Origin of the sequence: Pseudomonas sp. P7548 (assembly GCF_013386585.1) — a bacterium.
In the GTDB taxonomy this organism is placed as follows: domain Bacteria; phylum Pseudomonadota; class Gammaproteobacteria; order Pseudomonadales; family Pseudomonadaceae; genus Aquipseudomonas.
Genome location: NZ_JACARO010000011.1, coordinates 50669 through 72443 on the forward strand (window position 1 = coordinate 50669; position 21775 = coordinate 72443).

The 21775-nt window shown below is 61.9% G+C and carries 18 protein-coding genes; 6 read left to right on the forward strand and 12 right to left on the reverse strand.

Annotated features, from left to right (window positions below; genetic code table 11):
• Positions 1–143: 143 nt before the first annotated feature.
• The 3 genes from holA to leuS form a co-directional block, all read right to left on the reverse strand.
• Entirely contained in the window at positions 144–1181 is a 1038-nt protein-coding gene (gene holA, locus HX803_RS05035; protein WP_178919398.1) for a DNA polymerase III subunit delta, read from the reverse strand.
• A 39-nt stretch (positions 1182–1220) separates the two neighbouring features.
• Complete coding sequence (lptE, locus tag HX803_RS05040) at positions 1221–1826, reverse strand: LPS assembly lipoprotein LptE (RefSeq protein ID WP_178919400.1); 606 nt, start codon at positions 1824–1826, stop codon at positions 1221–1223.
• An 88-nt stretch (positions 1827–1914) separates the two neighbouring features.
• Positions 1915–4521, reverse strand: a complete 2607-nt coding sequence (gene leuS, locus HX803_RS05045; protein ID WP_178919402.1) for a leucine--tRNA ligase — start codon at positions 4519–4521, stop codon at positions 1915–1917.
• A gap of 261 nt (positions 4522–4782) precedes the next feature.
• On the opposite strand from leuS, the gene HX803_RS05050 reads away from it, so the two are divergent.
• Both HX803_RS05050 and HX803_RS05055 read left to right on the forward strand, forming a co-directional pair.
• Positions 4783–5100 carry a hypothetical protein gene (locus HX803_RS05050; RefSeq protein ID WP_178919404.1) on the forward strand — a complete coding sequence of 106 codons (318 nt, stop codon included), beginning with the start codon at positions 4783–4785 and terminating at the stop codon, positions 5098–5100.
• Positions 5101–5214: 114 nt separating this feature from the next.
• Positions 5215–5976, forward strand: a complete 762-nt coding sequence (locus HX803_RS05055; RefSeq protein ID WP_178919405.1) for a YdcF family protein — start codon at positions 5215–5217, stop codon at positions 5974–5976.
• A gap of 121 nt (positions 5977–6097) precedes the next feature.
• Here the strand turns inward: HX803_RS05055 and lnt are convergent, their stop codons facing one another.
• The 5 genes from lnt to miaB form a co-directional block, all read right to left on the reverse strand.
• Positions 6098–7621: an apolipoprotein N-acyltransferase gene (lnt, locus tag HX803_RS05060; RefSeq protein WP_178919407.1), complete on the reverse strand. Its 1524-nt coding sequence runs from the start codon at positions 7619–7621 to the stop codon at positions 6098–6100.
• An 8-nt stretch (positions 7622–7629) separates the two neighbouring features.
• Positions 7630–8469, reverse strand: coding sequence for an HlyC/CorC family transporter (locus HX803_RS05065; protein ID WP_176998520.1), 840 nt, complete (start codon positions 8467–8469; stop codon positions 7630–7632).
• A 42-nt stretch (positions 8470–8511) separates the two neighbouring features.
• On the reverse strand, positions 8512–8970 hold the full coding sequence (gene ybeY / locus HX803_RS05070; protein WP_178919409.1) for an rRNA maturation RNase YbeY: 459 nt from the start codon (positions 8968–8970) through the stop codon (positions 8512–8514).
• A complete protein-coding gene (locus HX803_RS05075) occupies positions 8963–9967 on the reverse strand; it encodes a PhoH family protein (RefSeq protein WP_178919411.1) in 1005 nt (334 codons plus the stop codon). The genes ybeY and HX803_RS05075 overlap by 8 nt, the downstream gene beginning before the upstream one ends.
• Before the next feature lie 252 nt (positions 9968–10219).
• On the reverse strand, positions 10220–11548 hold the full coding sequence (gene miaB, locus HX803_RS05080; RefSeq protein WP_178919413.1) for a tRNA (N6-isopentenyl adenosine(37)-C2)-methylthiotransferase MiaB: 1329 nt from the start codon (positions 11546–11548) through the stop codon (positions 10220–10222).
• Positions 11549–11679: 131 nt separating this feature from the next.
• Here miaB and HX803_RS05085 point away from each other — a divergent pair, with 131 nt between their 5' ends.
• On the forward strand, positions 11680–12006 hold the full coding sequence (locus HX803_RS05085) for a DUF1820 family protein (protein ID WP_003194436.1): 327 nt from the start codon (positions 11680–11682) through the stop codon (positions 12004–12006).
• A 128-nt stretch (positions 12007–12134) separates the two neighbouring features.
• Here HX803_RS05085 and HX803_RS05090 read toward each other — a convergent pair whose 3' ends face one another.
• From HX803_RS05090 to HX803_RS05105, 4 genes are all read right to left on the reverse strand, one after another.
• On the reverse strand, positions 12135–12689 hold the full coding sequence (locus tag HX803_RS05090; RefSeq protein ID WP_176998516.1) for a tetratricopeptide repeat protein: 555 nt from the start codon (positions 12687–12689) through the stop codon (positions 12135–12137).
• Between the two features lie 224 nt (positions 12690–12913).
• Positions 12914–14197: a glutamate-1-semialdehyde 2,1-aminomutase gene (gene hemL / locus HX803_RS05095; RefSeq protein WP_178919415.1), complete on the reverse strand. Its 1284-nt coding sequence runs from the start codon at positions 14195–14197 to the stop codon at positions 12914–12916.
• 17 nt (positions 14198–14214) lie between these two features.
• The gene (gene thiE / locus HX803_RS05100) at positions 14215–14838 is read right to left on the reverse strand and encodes a thiamine phosphate synthase (protein WP_178919417.1); all 624 of its coding nucleotides are present in this window, start codon (positions 14836–14838) and stop codon (positions 14215–14217) included.
• A gap of 19 nt (positions 14839–14857) precedes the next feature.
• The gene (locus HX803_RS05105; protein ID WP_178919419.1) at positions 14858–15655 is read right to left on the reverse strand and encodes a hydroxymethylpyrimidine/phosphomethylpyrimidine kinase; all 798 of its coding nucleotides are present in this window, start codon (positions 15653–15655) and stop codon (positions 14858–14860) included.
• 285 nt (positions 15656–15940) lie between these two features.
• Between HX803_RS05105 and HX803_RS05110 the strand changes: the two genes are divergently transcribed.
• The 3 genes from HX803_RS05110 (at position 15941) to amn (ending at position 21715) form a co-directional block, all read left to right on the forward strand.
• Complete coding sequence (locus HX803_RS05110) at positions 15941–18319, forward strand: hybrid sensor histidine kinase/response regulator (protein ID WP_178919421.1); 2379 nt, start codon at positions 15941–15943, stop codon at positions 18317–18319.
• A gap of 88 nt (positions 18320–18407) precedes the next feature.
• Complete coding sequence (locus HX803_RS05115) at positions 18408–20057, forward strand: acyl-CoA dehydrogenase family protein (RefSeq protein ID WP_178919423.1); 1650 nt, start codon at positions 18408–18410, stop codon at positions 20055–20057.
• A 158-nt stretch (positions 20058–20215) separates the two neighbouring features.
• Positions 20216–21715 (forward strand): AMP nucleosidase, encoded by a 1500-nt coding sequence (gene amn / locus HX803_RS05120; protein ID WP_178919425.1) that lies wholly within the window; start codon positions 20216–20218, stop codon positions 21713–21715.
• Positions 21716–21775 lie beyond the last annotated feature (60 nt).

Genomic DNA, 21775 nt, shown 5'->3' on the forward strand with positions numbered 1-21775 from the left:
ATAGGGTGGGTTAAAGCGGTGCAAATCATCTGCCGAAGTTGGGCGGCTGTAAAGGCTGGCACCTCTCAGAAATTGTAAATGCGATCAAAATGTGGGAGCTGGCTTGCCTGCTCCCACAGGGGTATGCGGTGTTCGGGGGGTGTTTATTCGGCGGGGAGTGTCAGGCGCTGGCCGGCCATCAGCAGCGACAAACGGCTCAGGCTCATCCATGGGGAACCGGCCGCCTGGCCCTTGATCTGGGCATCGATGCGCTGGGCTTCCAGCAACAGTTGCGCCCAGCGTTGCGCCGAGTGCCGTTGCAGGGCTTTGCTCATCAGGGGCTTGCGCTTGTCCCAGACAGGCGGCTTGGCCTGGCTGAACGCTTTGTCCAGCGGCGTGCCCTGGCTGTATTGCAAGGCAATATTGGCCAGCACCCGCAGCTCCCGAGCCAGGGCCCAGAGAATCACCGGTGGCTCCACGCCTTCTCCGCGCAAGCCTTCGAGCATGCGCAGGGCGTGGGCCGGTTCGCCATTGAGGATCGCATCCACCAGCCCGAACACGTCAAAGCGCGCACTGTCGGCCACCGCGCCTTGCACGGTTTCGACCGTAATCTGGCCGTCCTCAGCCATCAGCTTGAGCTTTTCGATCTCCTGGGCAGCGGCAAGCAGGTTGCCTTCCACCCGGGCGGCAATCAGCTCTACAGCGTCTTGGGTAGCGGCAAGCCCCGATTGAGACAAGCGTTGACGAATCCACTGCGGTAGTTGGCTGCTGTCCACTGGCCAGATCTGAATGAACTGGGTCTGCGCACCTTCCACCAAGGCCTTGCCCCATTTGGTTTTCTGCGCACTGCCGTCGAGTTTGGGCAGGCTGACCAGCAGTACCGTGTCTTCGGCGGGGCGTGCGCAGTATTCCATCAGGGCCGCCGCGCCTTTGTCGCCGGGCTTGCCGGAGGGCAGGCGCAGTTCCAGCAGGCGCTTTTCGGCAAACAGCGACATGCTCGCACCGGCTTGCAGCAGCGTCCCCCAGTCAAAACTGGCGTCGGCGCTGAACACTTGGCGTTCGTCGAAACCTTGCTGGCGTGCGGCACTGCGAATGGCGTCTGCGGCTTCCTGGCACAGCAGTGGGTCATCGCCACTGACGATGTACACAGGCGCGAGGCCACCTTGCAGGTGTTTGGCGAGTTGGGCGGGGGCGAGTTTCATAGGCGGGGCGAACGGGGCGCCAGGGGCGCCCCGTTTGGCTTACTCGACAGGGACTTCAACAGGCGACTGTTTCGGCGTGTTGTCTTCGTACTCTTGTGCCGCTTTCAGCGCGTCAGCATCGGCCTTGGCCTTGTTGTCGGCGGTTTGCTGTAGGGCATCGAGCTGTTGCGGGGTGAACAACGACAGGCGCAGGACCATGCGTTGCACCAGTTCACGGCGCATTTCCTTGCGGACCTGGATGATTTCCGAGTCTGAGCCCACCAGGTTGTTGCCATCGTGGGTGACGATTTTCTGTACCTGGATCTTGTCACCCATCAGTGGCAGGTGATCGCGGCCCTGCATCTGGAAGAACAGCTCGGTGCTCAGTTCGACTTCCGAAGAGCGGCCGGCGCTGGCATAGCTCAGGTTGCGCTGGGTTTCTTTCTCGTCGACAAGGAACAGCTTGTAAGGCGCGCCGTTGTAGACATGCACGCCGCTGTTTTCCAGGACCTGGCGCAACTGGACCACGGTGGTGCCGTAGGCGTCGCGGGCGCTGAGGTCCAGCTCCTTGATCGTCAGGTCATTGGTGCCGGTGCCGCGCAGCTGGAAGCCGCAAGCGCTCAGAAGAACGGCGAGGCCCATCACCAGCAAATTGCGTTTGATCATTTTGTTGCTCCCCTTGAAACCATGCGGGCCTTATCGCGGCCCTAAAGGTTTAGTTCGGCGCAGGGCTCAGGCCCTGCGCCCGATCCGATTAGCTAGCGACGATATTGACCAGCTTGCCAGGCACCACGATCACTTTGCGGATCGTCAGGCCTTCGGTAAAGCGCAGCACGTTTTCGTTGACGCGGGCAGCCGCCTCGACGTCTTCGCGGCTGGCGCTGGCAGGCATGTCGATCTGGCCACGCAGTTTACCGTTGACCTGGATAACCAGTTGCAGGGTGTCCTGCACCAGGGCGCTGTCATCCTGTACCGGCCAGCGTGCGTCGATAACGGCATCGCTGTGGCCCAGGCGGTTCCACAGGTCGTGGCTGATGTGCGGCGTGATCGGTGCCAGCAGCAGAGTCACCGTTTCCAGGCCCTCCTGTACCAGCGCACGGTCCTGCTCGGTGGCTTGTGGTGCTTTTTCCAGCACGTTCATCAGGGTCATCACCTGGGCGATGGCGGTGTTGAACTTGTGGTTCTGACCCACGTCCTGGCTGGCTTGCTTGATGGCCAGGTGGGTGCTGCGGCGAATGACTTTCTGCTCGTCGCTCAAGGCGGCCACGTCCAGCTTGCCCGGCAAGCCTTGGCTGATATGAGCGTGCGCCAGGCGCCAGACGCGCTTGAGGAAGCGGTGCGAGCCTTCGACGCCGGAGTCGGACCATTCGGCGCTCATGTCCGGCGGCGAGGCGAACATCATGAACAGGCGGCAGGTGTCGGCGCCGAACTGATCGATCATCGACTGAGGGTCAACGCCGTTGTTCTTGGACTTGGCCATCTTCTCGGTGCCGCCGATCTCTACCGGCAGGCCGTCGGCGATCAGCTTGGCGCTGATGACCTTGGCTTTGCCGTCGCGCTCAAGCTCGACGTCGGCCGGGTTGTACCAGGTGTAGGCACCGTTGGCTTCACGGCGATAGTAAGTCTCGGCGACCACCATGCCCTGGGTCAGCAGGTTCTTGAACGGCTCATCGGAGCTCACCAGGCCTTCGTCGCGCATCAGCTTGTGGAAGAAACGCGCGTACAGCAGGTGAAGGATGGCGTGTTCGATGCCGCCGATGTACTGGTCGACCGGCAGCCAATGATCGGCCGCGGATTTCTCGACCAGGCCACCTTCATAGTGCGGCGAGGCGTAGCGGGCGTAGTACCACGACGACTCGACGAAGGTGTCCATGGTGTCGGTTTCACGCTTGGCAGGCTGGCCGCATTTGGGGCAGCTGCATTCGTAGAACTCGGGCATGCGCGCCAGTGGCGAGCCTGCGCCGTCCGGCACCACGTCTTCCGGCAGGACGACCGGCAGTTGGTCTTCCGGTACTGGCACGTCGCCACAGCTTTCGCAGTGGATGATCGGGATCGGGCAGCCCCAGTAGCGCTGGCGGCTAATGCCCCAGTCGCGCAGGCGGAACTGGGTGCGCGAGGCGCCCAGGTTCTTCTTGATCAGTGCAACTTCGATCGCATCGAAAGCGCCTTGGAAATCCAGACCATCGAATTCGCCGGAGTTGATCAGCTCACCGTGCTCGCCATAGGCGTCTTGCCACGGGGCCGGGTTGGTGTCGCCCGAGCTGGTGCGCACCACGGATTTGATCGGCAGGCTGTATTTGGTTGCGAACTCGAAATCGCGCTCGTCGTGGGCTGGTACTGCCATTACGGCGCCATCACCGTAGTGCATCAGCACGTAGTTGGCGACCCATACTGGCAGCTTCTCGCCAGTCAGTGGGTGCTCGACGAACAGGCCGGTCGGCAGGCCTTTTTTCTCCTGGGTGGCGACGTCGGCTTCAGCCACGCTGCCGCCTTTGCATTCGGCGATGAACGCCTGCAGCTCAGGGTTGTTCTGTGCGGCCTGGGTGGCCAGCGGGTGTTCAGCGGCCACGGCCACGTAGGTCGCGCCCATCAGGGTGTCGGGGCGGGTGGTGAAGACTTTGAGTGCGCCCGCTTCGCCGATCGAGTCGACGTTGTAAGGGAACTGCACTTCCATGCCCTTGGATTTGCCGATCCAGTTGCGCTGCATGGTCTTGACCTGTTCCGGCCAGCCCGGCAGGTCGTCGAGGCTCGACAAGAGTTCATCCGCGTAGGCGGTGATCTTGAAGTAGTACATCGGGATTTCGCGCTTTTCGATCAGCGCGCCGGAGCGCCAGCCGCGACCGTCGATCACTTGCTCGTTGGCCAGTACGGTCTGGTCCAGCGGGTCCCAGTTCACGGTACCGCTTTTCTTGTAGATCACACCTTTTTCGAACAGGCGGGTGAACAGCCATTGTTCCCAGCGGTAGTAATCCGGCTTGCAGGTGGTCACTTCGCGGGACCAGTCCACCGCCAGGCCCAGGCTGCGCAGCTGGGTCTTCATGTAGGCGATGTTTTCGTAGGTCCACTTGGCGGGGGCCACGTTGTTTTTCATCGCGGCGTTTTCCGCCGGCATGCCGAAGGCGTCCCAACCCATGGGTTGCAGGACGTTCTTGCCTTGCATGCGCTGGTAGCGGGAAATCACGTCACCGATGGTGTAGTTGCGCACGTGCCCCATGTGTAGCTTGCCGCTGGGGTAAGGGAACATCGATAGGCAGTAGTAAGTCTCCTTGCCTGGCTGTTCACTGACTTCAAAGGACTTTTGCTCGTCCCAGAAGGTTTGGGCGGCATTTTCTATTTCACGGGGCTGATATTGTTCGTGCATGGCTACTTTTGAACTGAATAGGGGTGGCCTAATCCTCTTCGGTGCAACGTTCAGGTCCATCGACACCAAAAAGCGGCGCGTCCGTGCCCAAACCCTGCGGGAAGTGGAGTTACAGGAAGCGCCGTAGCATACATGACCCCACTCTATCGAGGGAAACCCTGATTGCGCAGCCAGGGCCGTCTGTCGCGGCGCCAGGCATGCGCGGCCATGGGGACTACGCTGTTGAGTGGGGAGCAAGTATTTCTTCAATGAGGTGAGGGGATGGTTGAATCGCAGCGAACTTTAACGAAACCGCAGTTGTATGAAGGACTGATCGACCGTTTGGGTCGGGCATTGGATGCCGCAAGAACCGCAGGCCGTTTGCGTGATGAGAGGCCTCTGGAGCTGGAGTTGCGAGGCTTGAGCCAGGCAGAACTTGAACTGATCAAGGTTTACCTGGAATTGAATCACCACCGCGCCTCTCCTGCGCAGGCTTCCCCGCCTGCCCAAGAGCCCTCGCGTTCGGCCAAGGTGATCTGGCTGAAGGACTTGTCCGCCGGCCGCGGCCCGGAAAAGCGTCGAGCCGTTCGGTGCAAGTGAAACACGGCGTCATCCGTTAGCCTTCTCAGTGTGTACCGGCGCAGAAAGTGTGTGGGTAAAGATTGTCGCTAAACCCTGTTGCATCTAGGCTTCGGGCATCTATGGAGATGCCCGATGCCTATTCGTTATTTCATTAAACAATTGCTCTTGCCGCCCGGCATTTTCTTGCTGTTGCTGGCGTTCGCCTGGTGGTGCAGAAAGCGCCGGCCGCGCCTGGCGGGATTCTGCTTTGCCGTGGGGTTTGGCGGGATGTGGTTGATGAGCCTGCCGGTGGTGGTGCAATGGGGCGCGCATGCGCTGGAGACCGAGCCGCCGCTGGCCCGGGATGAGTGGGCAACGCTGGCCCAGCGAGCGGATGCGATTGTGGTGCTGGGGTCGGGGCGTGAGCGTGGCGACCCGGCGTGGGGCAGTGACCAGCCCACCGGTATCGGCTTGGAGCGCCAGCGTTATGCCGCGCGATTGGCCAAGGCTTCCGGGTTGCCGGTGCTGACCACCGGTGGCTTGCACTACGGCACGCCGCCGAGCGAAGCCGAATTGATGGCGGTGTCGATGAAGGATGATTTCGGTGTAGACGTGCGCTGGAAGGAAGAGCGCAGCCGCACCACCTGGGAAAACGCGCAGATGAGCGCCGAGATTCTATTGCCCCAGGGCATCAAGCGCGTGATGGTGGTGACCCAGGCGTGGCATATGCCGCGTTCGGTGTGGAGCTTTGAAAAGGCGGGCTTCACGGTGGTGCCAGCGCCGGTAGGTTTCCTGGGCGTGGACAACGCCCGTCCACTGGGCGGTTGGATGCCGGAGTTCGTGTCGGTGTGGCGCAGTGGGCAGTTGATCAATGAGGCGGTGGGGCAGGTGGGGTACCGGTTGTTCTATAAGTAACACCGTAGGGTAAATGTGGGAGCGGGCTTGCTCGCGAATGCGGGGTGTCAGTCTCTACAGATGTCGACTGATCCACCGCATTCGCGAGCAAGCCCGCTCCCACATTGTTTTTTGCTGTGCTTTAAACCGTTTTTGACATCCGGCTTGCCAGCAGCGCCCAGCCAAACAGCCCCAGGCACAGGATGATCAGCGGCCACGAGCGCCATTGCAGGTATGGCGTGAGGTTGTGCATCGGCACCACTTCGCCATACAGAATGCCGCGTTCGAACTGCGGGATCTGCGCGGTAATCTGCCCGAAGGGGTTGATCAGGCCGGTCACGCCATTGTTGGTGGCGCGGATCATCCAGCGCCCGGCTTCCAGTGCGCGCATCTGCGCCATTTGCAGGTGCTGCAACGGGCCGATGGAGCGGCCGAACCAGGTGTCGTTGCTGATGGTCAGCAGCAAGTCGCTCTGGGCAGAGAGGCCGGCGGCGAATTCCGGGTACACCACTTCATAACAAATGAACGGCGCAATCTGATAGCCCTTGGCCTGCAGCATCGCCTGGTCGGACGGGCCGCGAGCGAAGTCCGACATCGGCAGGTCAAAAAACGCGATCAAGCCGCGCAGCATGTCTTGCAGAGGGACGTACTCACCGAATGGCACCAGTTTCTGTTTGAGGTAGGTGCCGTCGCCTTCGCCCACCACGGTAATGCCGTTGAAGTAGCGCTTCTGGTGGTGCACTTCCTGGCGAATCGGCACGCCGGTGATCAGCGCACTATGCCGGTCGGCGGCAAACTTGCCCATCATGCCCAGGTAGCCTTCCACCGATTCCTTGAGCACTGGCACGGCGGTTTCCGGCCACACCAGCAGGTCGGCACGCTTGGAGCTGAAGCTCATGTCGCGGTACAGCGCCAACTGCGCGTTGATCTGTTCCGGGTCCCACTTCATGCTTTGTTCGACGTTGCCCTGGATAGCGGCAACGCTCAGCGGCGCGCCGGACGGTGTGGTCCAGGCGTGATGCTTGAGCGCCAGGCCAATGGCCCATGGCGCTACCAACAGCACCAGGCCGGCGCCGATAAAACCGTTACGCTTGCTTGCCAGCAGGCGCGGCAGGTTGCACAGCACGGCGGCGGTCAGTGCCAGCGCAAATGAGATCAGCCACATCCCGCCCAGCGGCGCGAGGCCGGTGAGAGGGCCATCGAGCTGGCTGTAACCGGAGTACAGCCAGGGGAAACCGGTGAGGAACCAGCCGCGAAACGCTTCCTGGCCCACCCACAGCGCGGCGAAGGTCAAGGCATCGGCCAGCGGCGCCTCATTGCGACGCAGCCAGCGCGCCCACAGCCAGGCGGGCAGGGCGAAGAACCAGGCGATCGCGGCGGTAAACAGCAGCATCAGGAAACCGGCCAGCAACACCGAAGCGCCGCCGAAGTGATGGATGCTGTAGTAGATCCAGCTGGTGCCGGCGCCAAACAGGCCGAAACCGAAGCACCAGCCACGGCCGAGGGCCTGGCGTGGGCTCAGCTCCCGCAATCCGACATAGAACAGGCCGACCGCCACCAGCGCAAACGGCCATAGATCGAACGGCGCCAGCGCCAGGGTGGTGATGGCGCCGGCCACCACGGCCAGCAAATTACCGGGCCAGCCGGGGCGGGTTAGGCGCTGCATGTCATTCCTTAGCGGGCAATAGGGGTCAAGCGGATCAAGTGGATACGACGGCTGTCGGCATTCAGGATGCGGAAGCGATACGCGCCAATTTCGGTGGTTTCGTTACGTTTTGGCAGGTGGCCGAACGCACTCATCACCAGGCCGCCCACGGTGTCGAACTCATCGTCGGAGAATTCGCTGTCGAAGAATTCGTTGAAGTTCTCGATCGGCGTCAGCGCCTTGACCAGGAAATCACCGCTGGGCAGCGGCTTGATGTAGCTGTCCTCTTCGACGTCGTGCTCGTCTTCGATGTCGCCGACGATCTGTTCCAACACGTCTTCGATGGTGACCAGGCCGGCTACGCCGCCGTATTCGTCGATCACAATGGCCATGTGATTGTGGTTGGCGCGGAACTCACGCAGCAACACGTTCAGGCGCTTGGATTCAGGTACGAAGGTGGCCGGACGCAGCAGGTCCTTGATGTTGAAGTTGTCGCCGTTCTCCTTGAGGATCAGCGGCAACAGGTCCTTGGCCAGCAGGACACCCATCACGTCGTCATGGCTTTCGCCGATCACCGGGTAGCGCGAGTGCGCCGAGTCGATCACGGCCGGGAGGAATTCCCGTGGGGTCTGGTTCGCCTTGATGCTGATCATCTGCGAGCGCGGGACCATGATGTCCCGAACCTGCAGGTCAGCCACCTGGATGGCGCCTTCGACGATGGCCAGCGCTTCGCTGTCCAGCAACTTGTTCTGATGGGCCTCGCGCAGCAGCTCCAGCAGCTCCTGGCGGTTTTTCGGCTCGTGGGCAAAAGCCTGGGTCAATTTACCCAGCCATGACTTCTGCCCGTTGCTCGATCGGTCTTCGCTCATAGCGATTACTCTGAATCCTTTATTGTTACAGTTGAGTGTTTTTTAAGCTTCGTCGTCCGCATACGGGTCCGGATGACCCAATTCTGCAAGCAACGTTTGTTCCAGTGTTTCCATTTCCAGGGCTTCGTCATCGTCTATATGGTCGTAACCCAAGAGATGCAAGCAGCCGTGGATAACCAGGTGGGCCCAGTGGGCCTCAAGTTCCTTGCCTTGTTCCTTTGCTTCACGCTCCACCACCGGTACGCAGATCACCAGGTCGCCCAGCAGCGGGATATCCAGTAACTCATCCGGTACGTCGGCGGGGAAGGACAGCACGTTGGTCGCGTAATCCTTCTGGCGCCAGGTGTGATTCAGTTCACGGCCTTCGGGCTCGTCCACCAGGCGAATGGTCAGTTCCGAGTCGGCGGTGCGCTGGCGCAAGGCCAGGGCGCACCACTGGCGGAACTGTTCTTCGCTGGGGGCGGGCGCTTCGGTGGCGACTTGCAGGTCAAGCTCAAGCATCGTGGCGCACATCCTTGACGGGGGCGTCGTCGCGGTGCTCGAAGCGCTCGTAGGCCTCGACAATGCGCTGCACCAGCGGGTGGCGCACGACGTCCTTGGGCGAGAAGTGCGTGAAACTGATGCCCGGTACGTCCTTGAGCACTTCAATCACATGGCCCAGGCCCGATTTGGTGCCCCTGGGCAGGTCAACCTGGGTAATGTCGCCGGTGATAATGGCCGTGGAGCCGAAGCCGATGCGGGTCAGGAACATCTTCATCTGCTCGACCGTGGTGTTCTGGCTTTCGTCGAGGATGATGAAACTGTTGCTCAAGGTGCGGCCGCGCATATAGGCCAGCGGGGCGATCTCGATCACCTGGCGCTCGATCAGCTTGGCCACGTATTCAAAGCCAAGCATCTCGTACAGCGCGTCGTAGAGCGGGCGCAGGTACGGGTCGATCTTCTGGGCCAGGTCGCCGGGCAGGAAACCGAGCTTTTCGCCCGCTTCGACCGCCGGACGCACCAGCAGGATGCGGCGCACTTGCTCGCGCTCAAGGGCATCCACTGCACAGGCCACGGCCAGGTAGGTCTTGCCGGTACCGGCAGGGCCGATGCCGAAATTGATGTCGTTGCCCAGGATTGCCTTGACGTACTTCTGCTGATTCAAGCCCTTTGGGCGAATCATGCCTTTCTTGGTTCGCAGGGCCACGCTGGCTTCGGCCACCGGGTTGTTGGCCAGGTCTTCCACAGCTGATTCCTGCAAGTACAGGTGCACGATTTCCGGCGACAGTTCACTGCCCTTGGTTTCGCGGTAGAGACGGCGCAGCAGGTTTTCTGCCGATTGGGTGGGCTGGGGTTCGCCGATGAGCTCGAACTGATTGCCGCGGTTGCGGATCTCGATGCCCAGGCGTTGTTCGATCAGACGCAGGTGCTCGTCGAACTGTCCGCACAGATTGGCGAAACGGCGAGCCTCAAACGGCTCGAGGAGAAAACGATGGGGTTCTGCTATGGGTGCGTTCAAGGTTGCTTTTAGCCGCCCTTTGGCTGTTGAGGTGAAAGAGAGAATAACGCCAGCTGCTTGTGTGCGAAAGCACTTAAATCGGCTGACCTCGATCTCAGTAACAATGAAGAACCCCTGTGGGAGCTGGCTTGCCTGCGATGAGGCCAGCACATCCAAAATAGAGGCAGGCTGTTACATCGCTATCGCAGCGATGCGGTGACCCGACAAGCCAGCTCCCACATTTGATCTTCATTTGTAGTCAGAGTGTTTGTGTCAGTTGATCAGTGAGCCGCGCAACGAGTGCGGTTGCGCCGCATCAATGTGCACATCCGCAAACTGGCCGATCAAGGTTGGATTGTCGCAGCGGAAGTTGACGATTCGGTTGTTCTCGGTGCGGCCTTGCAGCTCGCCCGGGTCCTTTTTCGAATAGTCGGTGACCAGGATGCGCTGGATCGACCCGACCATTTGTCGGCTGATCTCGAACCCTTGCTGGTTCAGGCGGTGCTGCAGCGCATTCAGGCGCTCTTTTTTCAGCGCTTCCGGGGTCTCGTCCACCAAATCGGCCGCAGGCGTGCCCGGGCGCTGGCTGTAGACAAAGGAATAGGAGAAGTCGAAACCGACGTCTTCGATCAGCTTCATGGTCTGCTCGAAGTCTTTCTCGGTTTCACCCGGGAAGCCGACGATAAAGTCCGAGCTGATGCAGATACCCGGCACGGCGGCGCGCAGTTTGCGCAGTTTGGATTTGTACTCCAGCGCCGTGTGGTTGCGCTTCATCGCCGCCAGGATGCGGTCCGAGCCCGATTGCACCGGCAAATGCAGGTGTTTGACCAGCTCTGGCACTTCGGCGTGGGCCTGGATCAGGCTGTCGGAGAACTCCAGCGGGTGCGAGGTGGTGTAGCGGATGCGCTCGATACCGTCCACGGCCGCCACCACGCGGATCAGCTCCGCCAGGTCGGCCAGGCGCCCGTCGTCGGTCAGGCCGCGGTAGCCGTTGACGTTCTGGCCCAGCAGGGTCACTTCACGCACCCCGTTTTCGGCCAGGTGGATGATTTCCGACAGCACGTCGTCAAATGGACGGCTGACTTCTTCGCCACGGGTGTAGGGCACCACGCAGAAGGTGCAGTACTTGCTGCAACCTTCCATCACCGACACGTAGGCGCTCGGGCCGTCGATGCGCGGCTCGGGCAGATGGTCGAATTTTTCGATTTCGGGGAACGACACGTCCACCTGCGGCAACTTGCTGATGCGTGCGGCGTCGATCATTTCCGGCAGGCGGTGCAGGGTCTGCGGGCCGAAGACCACGTCGACATAAGGCGCGCGGTCGCGGATGGCGGCGCCTTCCTGGCTGGCCACGCAACCGCCGACGGCGATCACCATGTCCGGGTTGGCCAGTTTCAATTCACGCCAGCGGCCCAGCTGGGAGTACACACGGTCCTGGGCCCGTTCGCGGATTGAGCAGGTATTGAGCAGGATCACGTCGGCATCTTCGGCGCGGGCGGTGACTTCCAGGGCCTGGTGTTCGCCCAGCAGATCGACCATGCGCGAGCTGTCGTACTCGTTCATCTGGCAACCGTGGGTTTCGATGTAAAGCTTCTTGGCCATGGGAATCGTCAACTGGTGGTAAAGAACCGCGCATTATAGGGGGCATGCCCATTGGTTCCTAGCGTTGTGCATCGGGTGCCATGCTATAGTTCGCGCCCTCTTTTATATCCCCGATGTGTTATCCGCCCACCATGACCAAACGTGAAGCTCCAATCTACAAGGTGATTTTCCTCAACCAGGGCCAGGTGTTCGAAATGTACGCCAAGCAGATCTATCAGAGTGATCTGTGGGGTTTCCTGGAGGTGGAAGAGTTCGTCTTTGGCGAGCGCACCCAATTGGTCGTTGATCCGGGCGAAGAGAAGCTCAAGGCGCAGTTTGAAGGCGTGGTGCGCAGCTTTGTGCCGATGCATTCGATCGTGCGCATCGATGAGGTGGAGCGCCTGGGCACGCCGAAGATCAGCGAGGCCCGGGGCACCAGCAATGTGATGCCTTTCCCGATGCCAATGCCCGAGAAGTAAGGCTTTTAATCGCGGCGCGGCCTTCGCAGGCAAGCCAGCTCCCACATTTGACCGAGTTTCACTTTTGGAATGCGTTCAATGTGGGAGCCGGGCTTGCCCGCGATAGCGGTAGAAGGGTTTAGCTCAAATCAGGGAAGGGGTGAGAAGGGCGAACGCCCATCGGCACTCTGCAATTCCTGCAGGTAGTTACGGAAAATCTGGCCCAGCACCTGGGTGGCCACTTCCAGTTCATCGCGCTGCATGTGCTCGGCGACTTCGTCGGCAGTGTCCAGCGCGTCTTCAGCGCCGTTGACCGCGGCCATCTTCAGCACGATATAGGCCTGGACGTTGTTGGCTGGCACGCCTTCGCCCTTGAAGAACATGTTGCCCAGCTCAAATTGTGCCTGCGCATGGCCCTGCAACGAGGCTTTCTCGAAATAGCTCAAGGCTTTGTTGAGGTCGCGGGCGGGGTTCTTGCTGTCGTGGTAGTACTCGCCCAACTCGTATTGCGCCTGCGCATCCCCGCCATCGGCCTGTTTCTGGCACGCGCTCAGGGCTTCGGCCTGGCTGTCTGGCTGGGTATTGAGGGTGCAACGACCCATCGCTGGGATTAACAACGAGTTGCCGCCTGCTTGTGCATGTGCCAGCAGCGGCTGAAGGAGCAACAGGCAGCCCAGAACCAGGGTGCGGCCGGTGCGTTTCATGGGAATCGACTTACCTCTGACGGGGCACGCGGACCCTCGGGGGTCCAATAAGCGCGCATTATGAAATAAGCAGGCCCCTGCTTACAAAGTCTTTACTCGTTTTTCTGCTGCGTGGGCAAGTTATCTGCCGGATTGCAGGTGATTTCTCGAAAAATGCAGGAAATCTCTGTAAGCAAAGTAGCAAATCTGACGCCGCCAGGGGCAGCGCCAGGTTTTTGCGTCACTTATTTCAGGGCCGCGAAGGCGCGCTCGGCAGCGTCCAGGGTCAACTTCAACTCGGCTTCGCCATGGGCGATGGAGGTGAACCCGGCCTCAAAGGCACTCGGCGCCAGGTACACGCCGCCTTCGAGCATCAGGTGGAAGAAGCGCTTGAACAGGTCGGCATCGCTGCCCATCACGTCATCGAAGGTGACGATGTCGTCGGCGCCACTGAAGTACAGGCCGAACATGCCGCCCGCCTGGGTGGTGACAAACGGAATGCCCGCCGCGTCGGCACGCTGTTGCAGGCCGTCGAGCAGGCGGGTGGTGTAGTCGGTCAGCTCGGCGTGGAAGCCCGGGCGGCTGATCAGGCGCAAGGTGGTCAGGCCGGCGGCCATGGCCAGCGGGTTACCCGACAGGGTGCCCGCCTGGTACACCGGGCCCAGTGGCGCGATGTGCTGCATGATGTTGCGTTTGCCGCCGAAGCAGCCCACTGGCATGCCGCCACCGATGATCTTGCCGAAGGTGCTCAGGTCGGGCGTCACGCCGTAATAGGCCTGCGCGCCGCCGAGGGCTACGCGGAAACCGGTCATCACTTCATCGAAAATCAACACCACGCCGTGCTTGTCGCACTGCTCGCGCAAACCTTCCAGGAAGCCCGGTGCCGGTGGCACGCAGTTCATGTTGCCGGCGACCGGCTCGACGATGATGCACGCCACGTCCTGGCCCACTTCGTTGAGCATCTGCTCGACGGCGCCAATGTCGTTGAACGGCAGGGTCAGGGTGTGTTTGGCAAACGCGGCCGGCACACCGGCCGAGCTAGGCACGCCCTGGGTCAGCAGGCCCGAGCCGGCCTTGACGAGCAGGCTGTCGGAGTGGCCGTGGTAGCAGCCTTCGAACTTGATGATGCTGTCGCGGCCGGTAAAACCGCGGGCCAGGCGGATGGCGCTCATGGTGGCTTCGGTGCCGGAGCTGACCATGCGCACCATTTCCATCGACGGCACGATCGAGCAGACCAGGTCAGCCATCTCGGTTTCCATGGCGGTCGGTGCGCCGTAGGACAAGCCGTGTTCCAGCTGCTTGCGCACCGCGTCGAGCACGTCCGGGTGGCTGTGGCCGAGAATCATCGGGCCCCAGGAGCCCACGTAGTCCACATAACGTTTGTCGTCTTCGTCGGTGACGTAGGCGCCTTCGGCGTGCTTGAAGAACAGCGGCGTGCCGCCGACGCTCTTGAACGCACGCACGGGGGAGTTCACACCGCCGGGGATGTGTTTCTGGGCATTGGCAAACAGCGTTTCGGAACGGGACATGATCGGGCTCTCTGAAATCAAATCTTAAGAAGGGCGTTGAACGCACGGGCGCGGCGGGTAACTTCCGCAGTGCTGTCGGCACCGAACAGGCCGTGCACCACGGCGAGCAGGTCGGCACCGTGGGCCACCAGCGGCTCGGCGTTTTCCAGGGTCACGCCGCCGATCACGCAGATCGGCAATTGCACGCGGGCGCGGGCCTGGGCGAGCATTTCAACGGTAGCGGCAGGTGCGCCGGGCTTGGTACTGGAATTGAAGAAGCGGCCAAAGGCGACGTAGCTGGCGCCTTCCCGGGCGGCCTGCTCGGCCAGTTCGATCTGGCTGTGGCAGGTGGAGCCGATGATCGCCTTGGAGCCGAGCAGCGCGCGCGCCGGGGTCAGCGGGCCGTCGGTTTGCCCCAGGTGTACGCCGACGCCCAGGCGCGCAGCCAGTTCGGCGTCGTCGTTGATGATCAGCTGGGTCTTGTAGCGTGAGCACAGCTCTCGCAGTTTTTCCGCCTCACGCAGGCGACGGGCTTCGTCGTTGCTTTTGTCGCGGTACTGCAACAGGGTCACGCCGCCGTCCAACGCCGCTTCGACGTAGGCGAGGAATTTGCCGGCCAACAGTTGGCTGTCGGTAATGGCATACAGGCCACGTAGTTTCATCGGGCAGGCCTCTTAAGTCTTACGAGCAGAAATCCAGCGGCAAGCGGCGCGGCACGAACTGGCCCTGGCCGAGTTGTTCGGCATCACGCAGGGTGCGCCAAGTGTAGTTGAGGGCCGATTGCACGGCGCTCACCAGGCCTTCGCCCTGGGCAATCCGCCCGGCCAACGCGCTGGCCAGTGTGCAGCCCGAACCATGGTAGCTGCCCGGCAGGCGCTGGCAGGTAAAGGTCTGGTGCGTGCCGTCGCGGCTGTAGAGGCGGTTGTGCACTTCGTGCTCGTCGCCGTGGCCGCCGGTGATCAGCAGGTGCTTGATATACGGCAGCAGCTTCTCGGCGCATTCATCGGCCGTGCCGTCTGGCAGCTCGGCGAGGATGCGCGCTTCGGGCAGGTTCGGCGTGGCAATCAACGACAAGGGCAACAGCCGCTCGCGCATTGCATAACCGACTTCGTCCTTGCCCAGGCTGCCACCGCCACCGGCGCGCAGCACCGGGTCGCATACCACGGGCAGGTGCGGGTGCGCCTGCAGCAGTTCGACCACGGTGTCGACCATCGCCGTGGAGCCGAGCATGCCCAGCTTGACCGCCGCCACTTCGGAATCGCTGAGCACGGCATTGGCCTGGGCCAGTACCCACTCGCGGTCGAGCACGCGGAAATCGCTGACATTGACGGTGTTCTGCACGGTCAGGGCGGTGACGGCCGGAGCCGCATGGCAACCCTGGGCGAGCAGGGCTTCGATATCTGCCTGCAAGCCGGCGCCACCACTGGGGTCGTGGCCGGAGAGACAGAGGACAACGGGGCGAGAGCTGTAGATATTCATGGTGCGCGAGCTTACCACCAAACGCTTTTTGCGTGGCTGTCTGGCGAGGGGTGAATTTCACGGCCTGCCAGACGGGTTTATGGCTGTTTGCCAGCCAGGGTTTGTTGTTGAAAATGCGCTGAAAGTACCGTTCTAGAGCCTTTCAAAAAATTATTTCAATGGTGTCTAATGGCCTTTACCGGCTATGCTAAAGTGGATCCAAACAACTTACTGTATCGCCGGTATACGTCTTCTCAAAAGGAATGGGGGCTTTTGACAGAACCGGACAGGCCACGCTGGGGCTCTATGCGCTATTTGCTGATCTTAATCTTGTGCGGGCTGCCGATGCTCGCCAGCGCCATCGAGTTCGACCAGGCCACTCGCAGCCTGCCGCTGGGCCGGGTCATGCAAGTGCTCGAAGACCCTACCGATGCCCTCACCATCGCTGACGTCAGTTCCCCTGGCTACGCTTCGAAATTCAAGACCCACGACAAAGCCACTCTCAACGCCGGCTATTCGCGCTCGGTGTTCTGGCTCAAGGTCGACCTGCATTACGTTGCCCTGGATGCCCGCGCCCCGCGCACCTGGTTCCTGGAGCTGGCCTACCCGCCACTCAATCGCCTGGACCTGTACCAGGCCGACGGCACTGGCAAGTACCGCCTCACCACTCGCACCGGCAGCGCGCTGCCGTTCTCCAGCCGCGAAGTGCGTCAGAGCAATTACCTGTTCAAGCTCAACTTCGTGCCCGACCAGCAGGAAACGGTCTACCTGCGCCTGCAAAGCGAAGGCTCGATCCAGGCACCGTTGACGCTCTGGGCCGGCACCGCTTACCTGGAAGAACAGCCGCTGCGCCTGTATGTGCTGGGGGCGATCTATGGCGTGCTGCTCGGCATGTTGATCTACAACCTGTTCATCTACCTGAGCGTGCGCGACACCAGCTACCTTTATTACATCTTCTACATTGCGTCGTTTGGCCTGTACCAGTTGTCGGTCAATGGCGTGGCCGTGGAGTACTTCTGGCCGAACAACCCGTGGTGGACGAACGCGGTGGTGCCGTTCCTGATCGGTTCGGCGGCGCTGTTTGGCAGCCTGTTTGCGCGCAGCTTCCTGCACACCGCGCAGCACAGCCGTTGGCTGGATCGCATCCTGCTGGGGCTGGCCGCGTGTGGCGGGCTGGTGATGGCCCTGGCGCTGCTGACCAGTTATGCCGTGGCGCTGCGCCTGGCCACCGGCTTGGCGCTGGTGTTCACCGTGACCATCTTTGTCGCCGCGATCAAGGCCTGGTGCTGTGGCCAGCGCATGGCGCGCTACTTCATCATTGCCTGGTCGGCCTTCCTGCTGGGTGGCGTGGTTAACACGATGATGGTGTTGGGCTACCTGCCCAACGTGTTCCTCACCATGTACGCCAGCCAGATCGGCTCGGCCATCGAAGTGGCGCTGCTGTCCCTGGCATTGGCCGACCGCATCAACGGCATGCGCGAGCAGCAGGCGCAGATCCTCTTCGATGCCAGCCAGAAGCTCGAAGTGCTTAACCAGGAACTGGCCCGCAGCAACCGGCTCAAGGACGAATTCCTGGCCACCCTGACCCACGAACTGCGCACGCCCATGAACGGCGTGATCGGCTCCCTCGAACTGATGCAGACCGTGCCCTTGGGCGATGACCTTGCGCAATATCAGCAAACGGCTGCCGGTTCGGCGCGGGACATGATGCGCATGGTTAACGGCATCCTCACCCTCACCGAACTGCAGGCCGGCCGCCTCACCGCCCAGGCCCAAGTGTTCAGCCTGCGCGGTGTGCTCGACACCTTGCGCCAGCAGTTCAACGCCAGCGCCCAGAGCAAGGGCCTGGCGTTTTCCATTGATGTGGCCGACGAGCTGCCCGACCGCGTGATGGGCGATGCCGACAAATTGGTCCAGTGCCTGGACTGCCTGCTGGACAACGCCTTCAAGTTCACCCATGAAGGTGTCGTGCGCCTGCGTGTGGTGGGCGTGCCCCACAGTGATGGCAGCTTGCGCCTGAGCTTTATCGTCACCGATACCGGTATCGGCTTTGCTTTCCTCGACGAGGCCACCCTGTACCAGCGCTTCTTCCAGCTTGACGGCTCGACCACCCGGGAATACGGCGGCCTGGGGATCGGCTTGGCAATCTGTCGTCAGTTGATTGAGCTGTTGGGCGGGCGCCTGACCCATCATTCCGAGCCGCGCAAGGGCAGTCGGTTCCAGTTGGAAGTGAGCGTCGAGCAGGTCGCGCCCGAGCCCAAGCCCACCGGGCCGGAGCCTTTCGGTCAGCGTGCGCCCCAAGAGTGCGCGGTACTGCTGGTGGATGACAACAGCGTGGGCCAGTTGGCCGTGCGCGGCATGCTGCTCAAGCTGGGCTATCGGGTCAAAACCGTGGACAGCGGCCCGGCTGCGCTGGCGGTTTTGCAGGGTGAAACCTTTGATGCAGTGCTGCTGGATGTGCCTGAAGGCGGGTTCTCGCTGTGTTGTCAGATCCGCGCCTTGCCGGGCTGTGGCGAGCTGCCGGTGATCGCCTTGAGCACCTCGTTACAAGCCCCGGAACGCGAGCGCTGCCATGGCATTGGCGTGACTGATCGACTGGCCAAGCCGGTACGATTCGAGGCGTTGCAGGCGGTGCTGGAGCGCCGTTTGCTGTGCCCGTTAGAGGGTGAAAGCGCCGGGCATTAGGCGCATATGACACTTTTTTAAGCGGGGCGACGGTGCTTAACTGAAATTCAGGCCTCAATTGCACGTGGCCTTTTTTAGGAGGCCCGTCATGAACCTGCATCAATTTGCCGAAACCCACGACGTCACCAACCAGCCCCCGTCGCTCGACGGCACCAACCTGTATCGCATCGACTTGCCCCTGCAGGAATGGTCGCGCCGCTTTGGCGCCGGCTGGGCCGAGGCGCGTATAGACGCCTACGGTGCGCTGGCCGGCGGGCCGCTGATGGAGGCCGGATTCCTGGCGAACCAGAACAAACCGGTGTTCAACAGCCATGACCGATATGGTCATCGGATCGATCTGGTCGAGTTTCATCCCGCTTACCATGAACTGATGCGCACGGCGGTGGAGCATGGCCTGCCGTCGCTGCCGTGGGCCCATCCGCAGTCCGGTGCCCATGTGGCCCGCGCCGCCATGACCTACCTGCACAGCCAGGCGGAAGCCGGCACCGGTTGCCCGCTGACCATGACCTTTGCCTGTGTCCCTGCCCTGCGTCTGCAACCGGACCTGGCGCAGGCCTGGCTGCCGAAGATCCTCAACACCCAGTACGACCCGCGCAACGTTGGCATTGCCCACAAGGCCGGCGCCACCATTGGCATGGCCATGACCGAGAAACAAGGCGGCACCGATGTGCGTGCCAACACCACCCGCGCTTACCCCGTGGGCGCGGGCGGCCCCGGGCAGGCCTACGAACTGGTGGGCCACAAATGGTTTTGCTCGGCGCCGATGTGCGATGCCTTCCTGACCCTAGCCCAGACCGACAAAGGCCTGACCTGTTTCCTGCTGCCCCGGCACCGCCCGGATGACACGCGCAACGAGTTTTACATCCAGCGCCTGAAGAACAAGCTGGGCAACTGCTCCAATGCTTCCAGCGAAGTGGAGTTCCGTGGTGCCCTGGCCTGGATGGTCGGCGAAGAGGGGCGTGGCGTGCCCACCATCATCGAAATGGTTGCCATGACCCGCTTTGATTGCATGGTCGGCTCCAGCGCCCTGATGCGTCAGGCGCTCACCCAGGCCAGCCATCATTGCGCCCACCGTTCGGTCGGCGGCCGTGTGCTCAGCGAGCAACCGCTGATGCAAAACGTGCTGGCCGACCTGGCCCTGGAAAGCGAGGCCGCCCTGGCCTTGAGCATGCGCATGGGGCGCGCGCTGGATCATCTGGGCGATGAGAGGGAAGCCAAGTTCGCCCGGTTGGTGACGGCGGTGGGCAAGTATTGGATCTGCAAGCGGGCGCCGGCGATGATCAACGAAGCAGCCGAATGCATGGGGGGAGCAGGCTATGTGGAAGACAGCATCCTGCCGCGCCTCTACCGTGAGGCTCCGGTGAATTCGACCTGGGAAGGTTCGGGCAACGTGCAGTGCCTGGATGTACTGCGCGCGCTGTCGAAAGAACCCGGTGTGTTGGAAGCGTTGTTCGTCGAGCTGGGGGATGGGCATGGCGACAAATCATTGGTGCGGCATATTGATCGGTTGAAAGCGGCCTTCATGGACACCCAGGACATTCAATACCGCGCACGGCAATTGACCGAGGACATCGCCATGGCGCTGCAGGCCAAGCTGCTGCTGGAGGCCGGGAATGCGGCAGTCAGCGATGGCTTTATCGCCAGCCGCCTGGGCGAATCGTCCGGTCGGGTATACGGTACGTTGCCGCGTGGTGTGGATGTGGGGGCTATTGTTGCTCGTTCGACGCCAACCCTCTGACTACACTCGATTAAAATGTGGGAGCGGGCTTGCTCGCGAATGCGTTGTGTCAGTCACCTATTCATCAACTGACAGGCCGCATTCGCGAGCAAGCCCGCTCCCACATTATTAACCGCATTCCAAACCCGGTGTTTCAGTGAAGCTGGGATACAGGCAAGATGAAGGCCTGCACGTCAGAACACAGGATGCTTACCGTGACCGAAGCTTTTGTTGTCGTTCAAACCGCCGAGGAAGCCGTGGATCGGCTGGCGGCTCTGCATGAGCGTGCTACCGGCGCGCTTAACCAAGCCCTCAAGCGATACCTCAAAGACCGCGTCGAGCCCGACGCCGAACAACGTGCGCTGTTTCGCTACCCCGAACTGCGCCTGACCTACCACTGCCACGGCGAAGTCCCACAGACGACCCGGGCGTATGCCAAGGTCCAGTTGCCGGGGACCTACAGCGTCACCGTCACCCATCCCGGCGCGTTCCGTAAATACTTGCTGGAGCAACTGGTGCCGCTGATGCACGACTTCACCGTGACGGTGGAAGTGGGCGTCAGCCAGCAGAACATTCCCTACCCGTACGTGGTGGAGCAGGGCGACGAGCTGGCCGGTTCCGGTGTAACCGCCGCGACCCTGGCCCGGGTATTCCCGAGCACCGACCTGTCGGCGGCCACCGATGGCATCGCCGACGGCCTCTACGATTGGGAAAATACCGACCCGCTGCCTCTGGCATTGTTTGATGCGGCCCGCGTGGACTTCTCCCTGCGCCGCCTGGTGCACTACACCGGCAGCGACTGGCGCCATGTGCAGCCGTGGATCCTGCTGACCAACTACCACCGCTACGTTGACCAGTTCATCCTGCATGGCCTGGAACAACTGCGCAGTGACCCGCGCTTTATCCGCATGGTGCTGCCGGGCAACGTGGTGATCGACAAGTCCATGGACCATGGCGAAGCGTCTGCCATCGCCGCGGGCGTGGTCTGGCACCGTTACCAGATGCCGGCCTACCACCTGCAGGCCAGCGATGGCCATGGTGTGACCCTGGTGAACATCGGCGTTGGCCCGTCCAACGCCAAGAACATCACCGACCACCTGGCGGTGCTGCGTCCGCATTGCTGGCTGATGATCGGCCACTGCGGCGGCCTGCGCCAATCCCAGACCATCGGCGACTACGTGTTGGCCCACGCCTACATGCGCCGCGACGGGATTCTCGACCGCGTGGTGCCACCGAACATCCCGATCCCGGCCCTGGCCGAAGTGCAACTGGCCTTGCAGCAGGCGGCGGCCAACGTCACCGGCGAAAAAGGCGAAGAGCTGAAAAAACGCCTGCGCACCGGCACCGTGTTGACCTATGACGACCGCAACTGGGAGCTGCGCTGGGCCCAGGAGCGGCCGCTGATCAACCTGTCGCGTGCTGTGGCCGTGGACATGGAAAGCGGCACCATCGCCGCCCAGGGCTATCGCCTGCGGGTGCCGTACGGCACGTTGTTGTGCGTGTCGGACAAGCCGCTGCACAGCGAGATCAAGCTGCCGGGTTCGGCCAACGCGTTCTATGAGCGTGCGGTGAGCCAGCACTTGAAGATCGGCATCGAGGCGGTGGATTTGCTGCGCACCGAACTCAACTCGCTGCACTCGCGCAAACTGCGCAGCTTCGACGAGCCGCCGTTCCGCTAGTTGGGATGGTCATTTAGCGGTCAGGCCACTAGCATTGTCGGTCCTGACCGTTAGATGTAC

What these genes read in the sequence shown, in the direction of transcription:
- thiE (WP_178919417.1), bottom strand. Translation starts at nt 14,838, where the DNA reads ATGAAACTACGTGGCCTGTATGCCATTACCGACAGCCAACTGTTGGCC.
- ybeY (WP_178919409.1), bottom strand. Translation starts at nt 8,970, where the DNA reads ATGCTTGAGCTTGACCTGCAAGTCGCCACCGAAGCGCCCGCCCCCAGC.
- lptE (WP_178919400.1), bottom strand. Translation starts at nt 1,826, where the DNA reads ATGATCAAACGCAATTTGCTGGTGATGGGCCTCGCCGTTCTTCTGAGC.
- HX803_RS05105 (WP_178919419.1), bottom strand. Translation starts at nt 15,655, where the DNA reads ATGAATATCTACAGCTCTCGCCCCGTTGTCCTCTGTCTCTCCGGCCAC.
- HX803_RS05110 (WP_178919421.1), top strand. Translation starts at nt 15,941, where the DNA reads ATGCGCTATTTGCTGATCTTAATCTTGTGCGGGCTGCCGATGCTCGCC.
- HX803_RS05090 (WP_176998516.1), bottom strand. Translation starts at nt 12,689, where the DNA reads ATGAAACGCACCGGCCGCACCCTGGTTCTGGGCTGCCTGTTGCTCCTT.
- HX803_RS05050 (WP_178919404.1), top strand. Translation starts at nt 4,783, where the DNA reads ATGGTTGAATCGCAGCGAACTTTAACGAAACCGCAGTTGTATGAAGGA.
- lnt (WP_178919407.1), bottom strand. Translation starts at nt 7,621, where the DNA reads ATGCAGCGCCTAACCCGCCCCGGCTGGCCCGGTAATTTGCTGGCCGTG.
- miaB (WP_178919413.1), bottom strand. Translation starts at nt 11,548, where the DNA reads ATGGCCAAGAAGCTTTACATCGAAACCCACGGTTGCCAGATGAACGAG.
- holA (WP_178919398.1), bottom strand. Translation starts at nt 1,181, where the DNA reads ATGAAACTCGCCCCCGCCCAACTCGCCAAACACCTGCAAGGTGGCCTC.
- HX803_RS05055 (WP_178919405.1), top strand. Translation starts at nt 5,215, where the DNA reads ATGCCTATTCGTTATTTCATTAAACAATTGCTCTTGCCGCCCGGCATT.
- HX803_RS05065 (WP_176998520.1), bottom strand. Translation starts at nt 8,469, where the DNA reads ATGAGCGAAGACCGATCGAGCAACGGGCAGAAGTCATGGCTGGGTAAA.
- HX803_RS05115 (WP_178919423.1), top strand. Translation starts at nt 18,408, where the DNA reads ATGAACCTGCATCAATTTGCCGAAACCCACGACGTCACCAACCAGCCC.
- HX803_RS05085 (WP_003194436.1), top strand. Translation starts at nt 11,680, where the DNA reads ATGACCAAACGTGAAGCTCCAATCTACAAGGTGATTTTCCTCAACCAG.
- hemL (WP_178919415.1), bottom strand. Translation starts at nt 14,197, where the DNA reads ATGTCCCGTTCCGAAACGCTGTTTGCCAATGCCCAGAAACACATCCCC.
- amn (WP_178919425.1), top strand. Translation starts at nt 20,216, where the DNA reads ATGAAGGCCTGCACGTCAGAACACAGGATGCTTACCGTGACCGAAGCT.
- leuS (WP_178919402.1), bottom strand. Translation starts at nt 4,521, where the DNA reads ATGCACGAACAATATCAGCCCCGTGAAATAGAAAATGCCGCCCAAACC.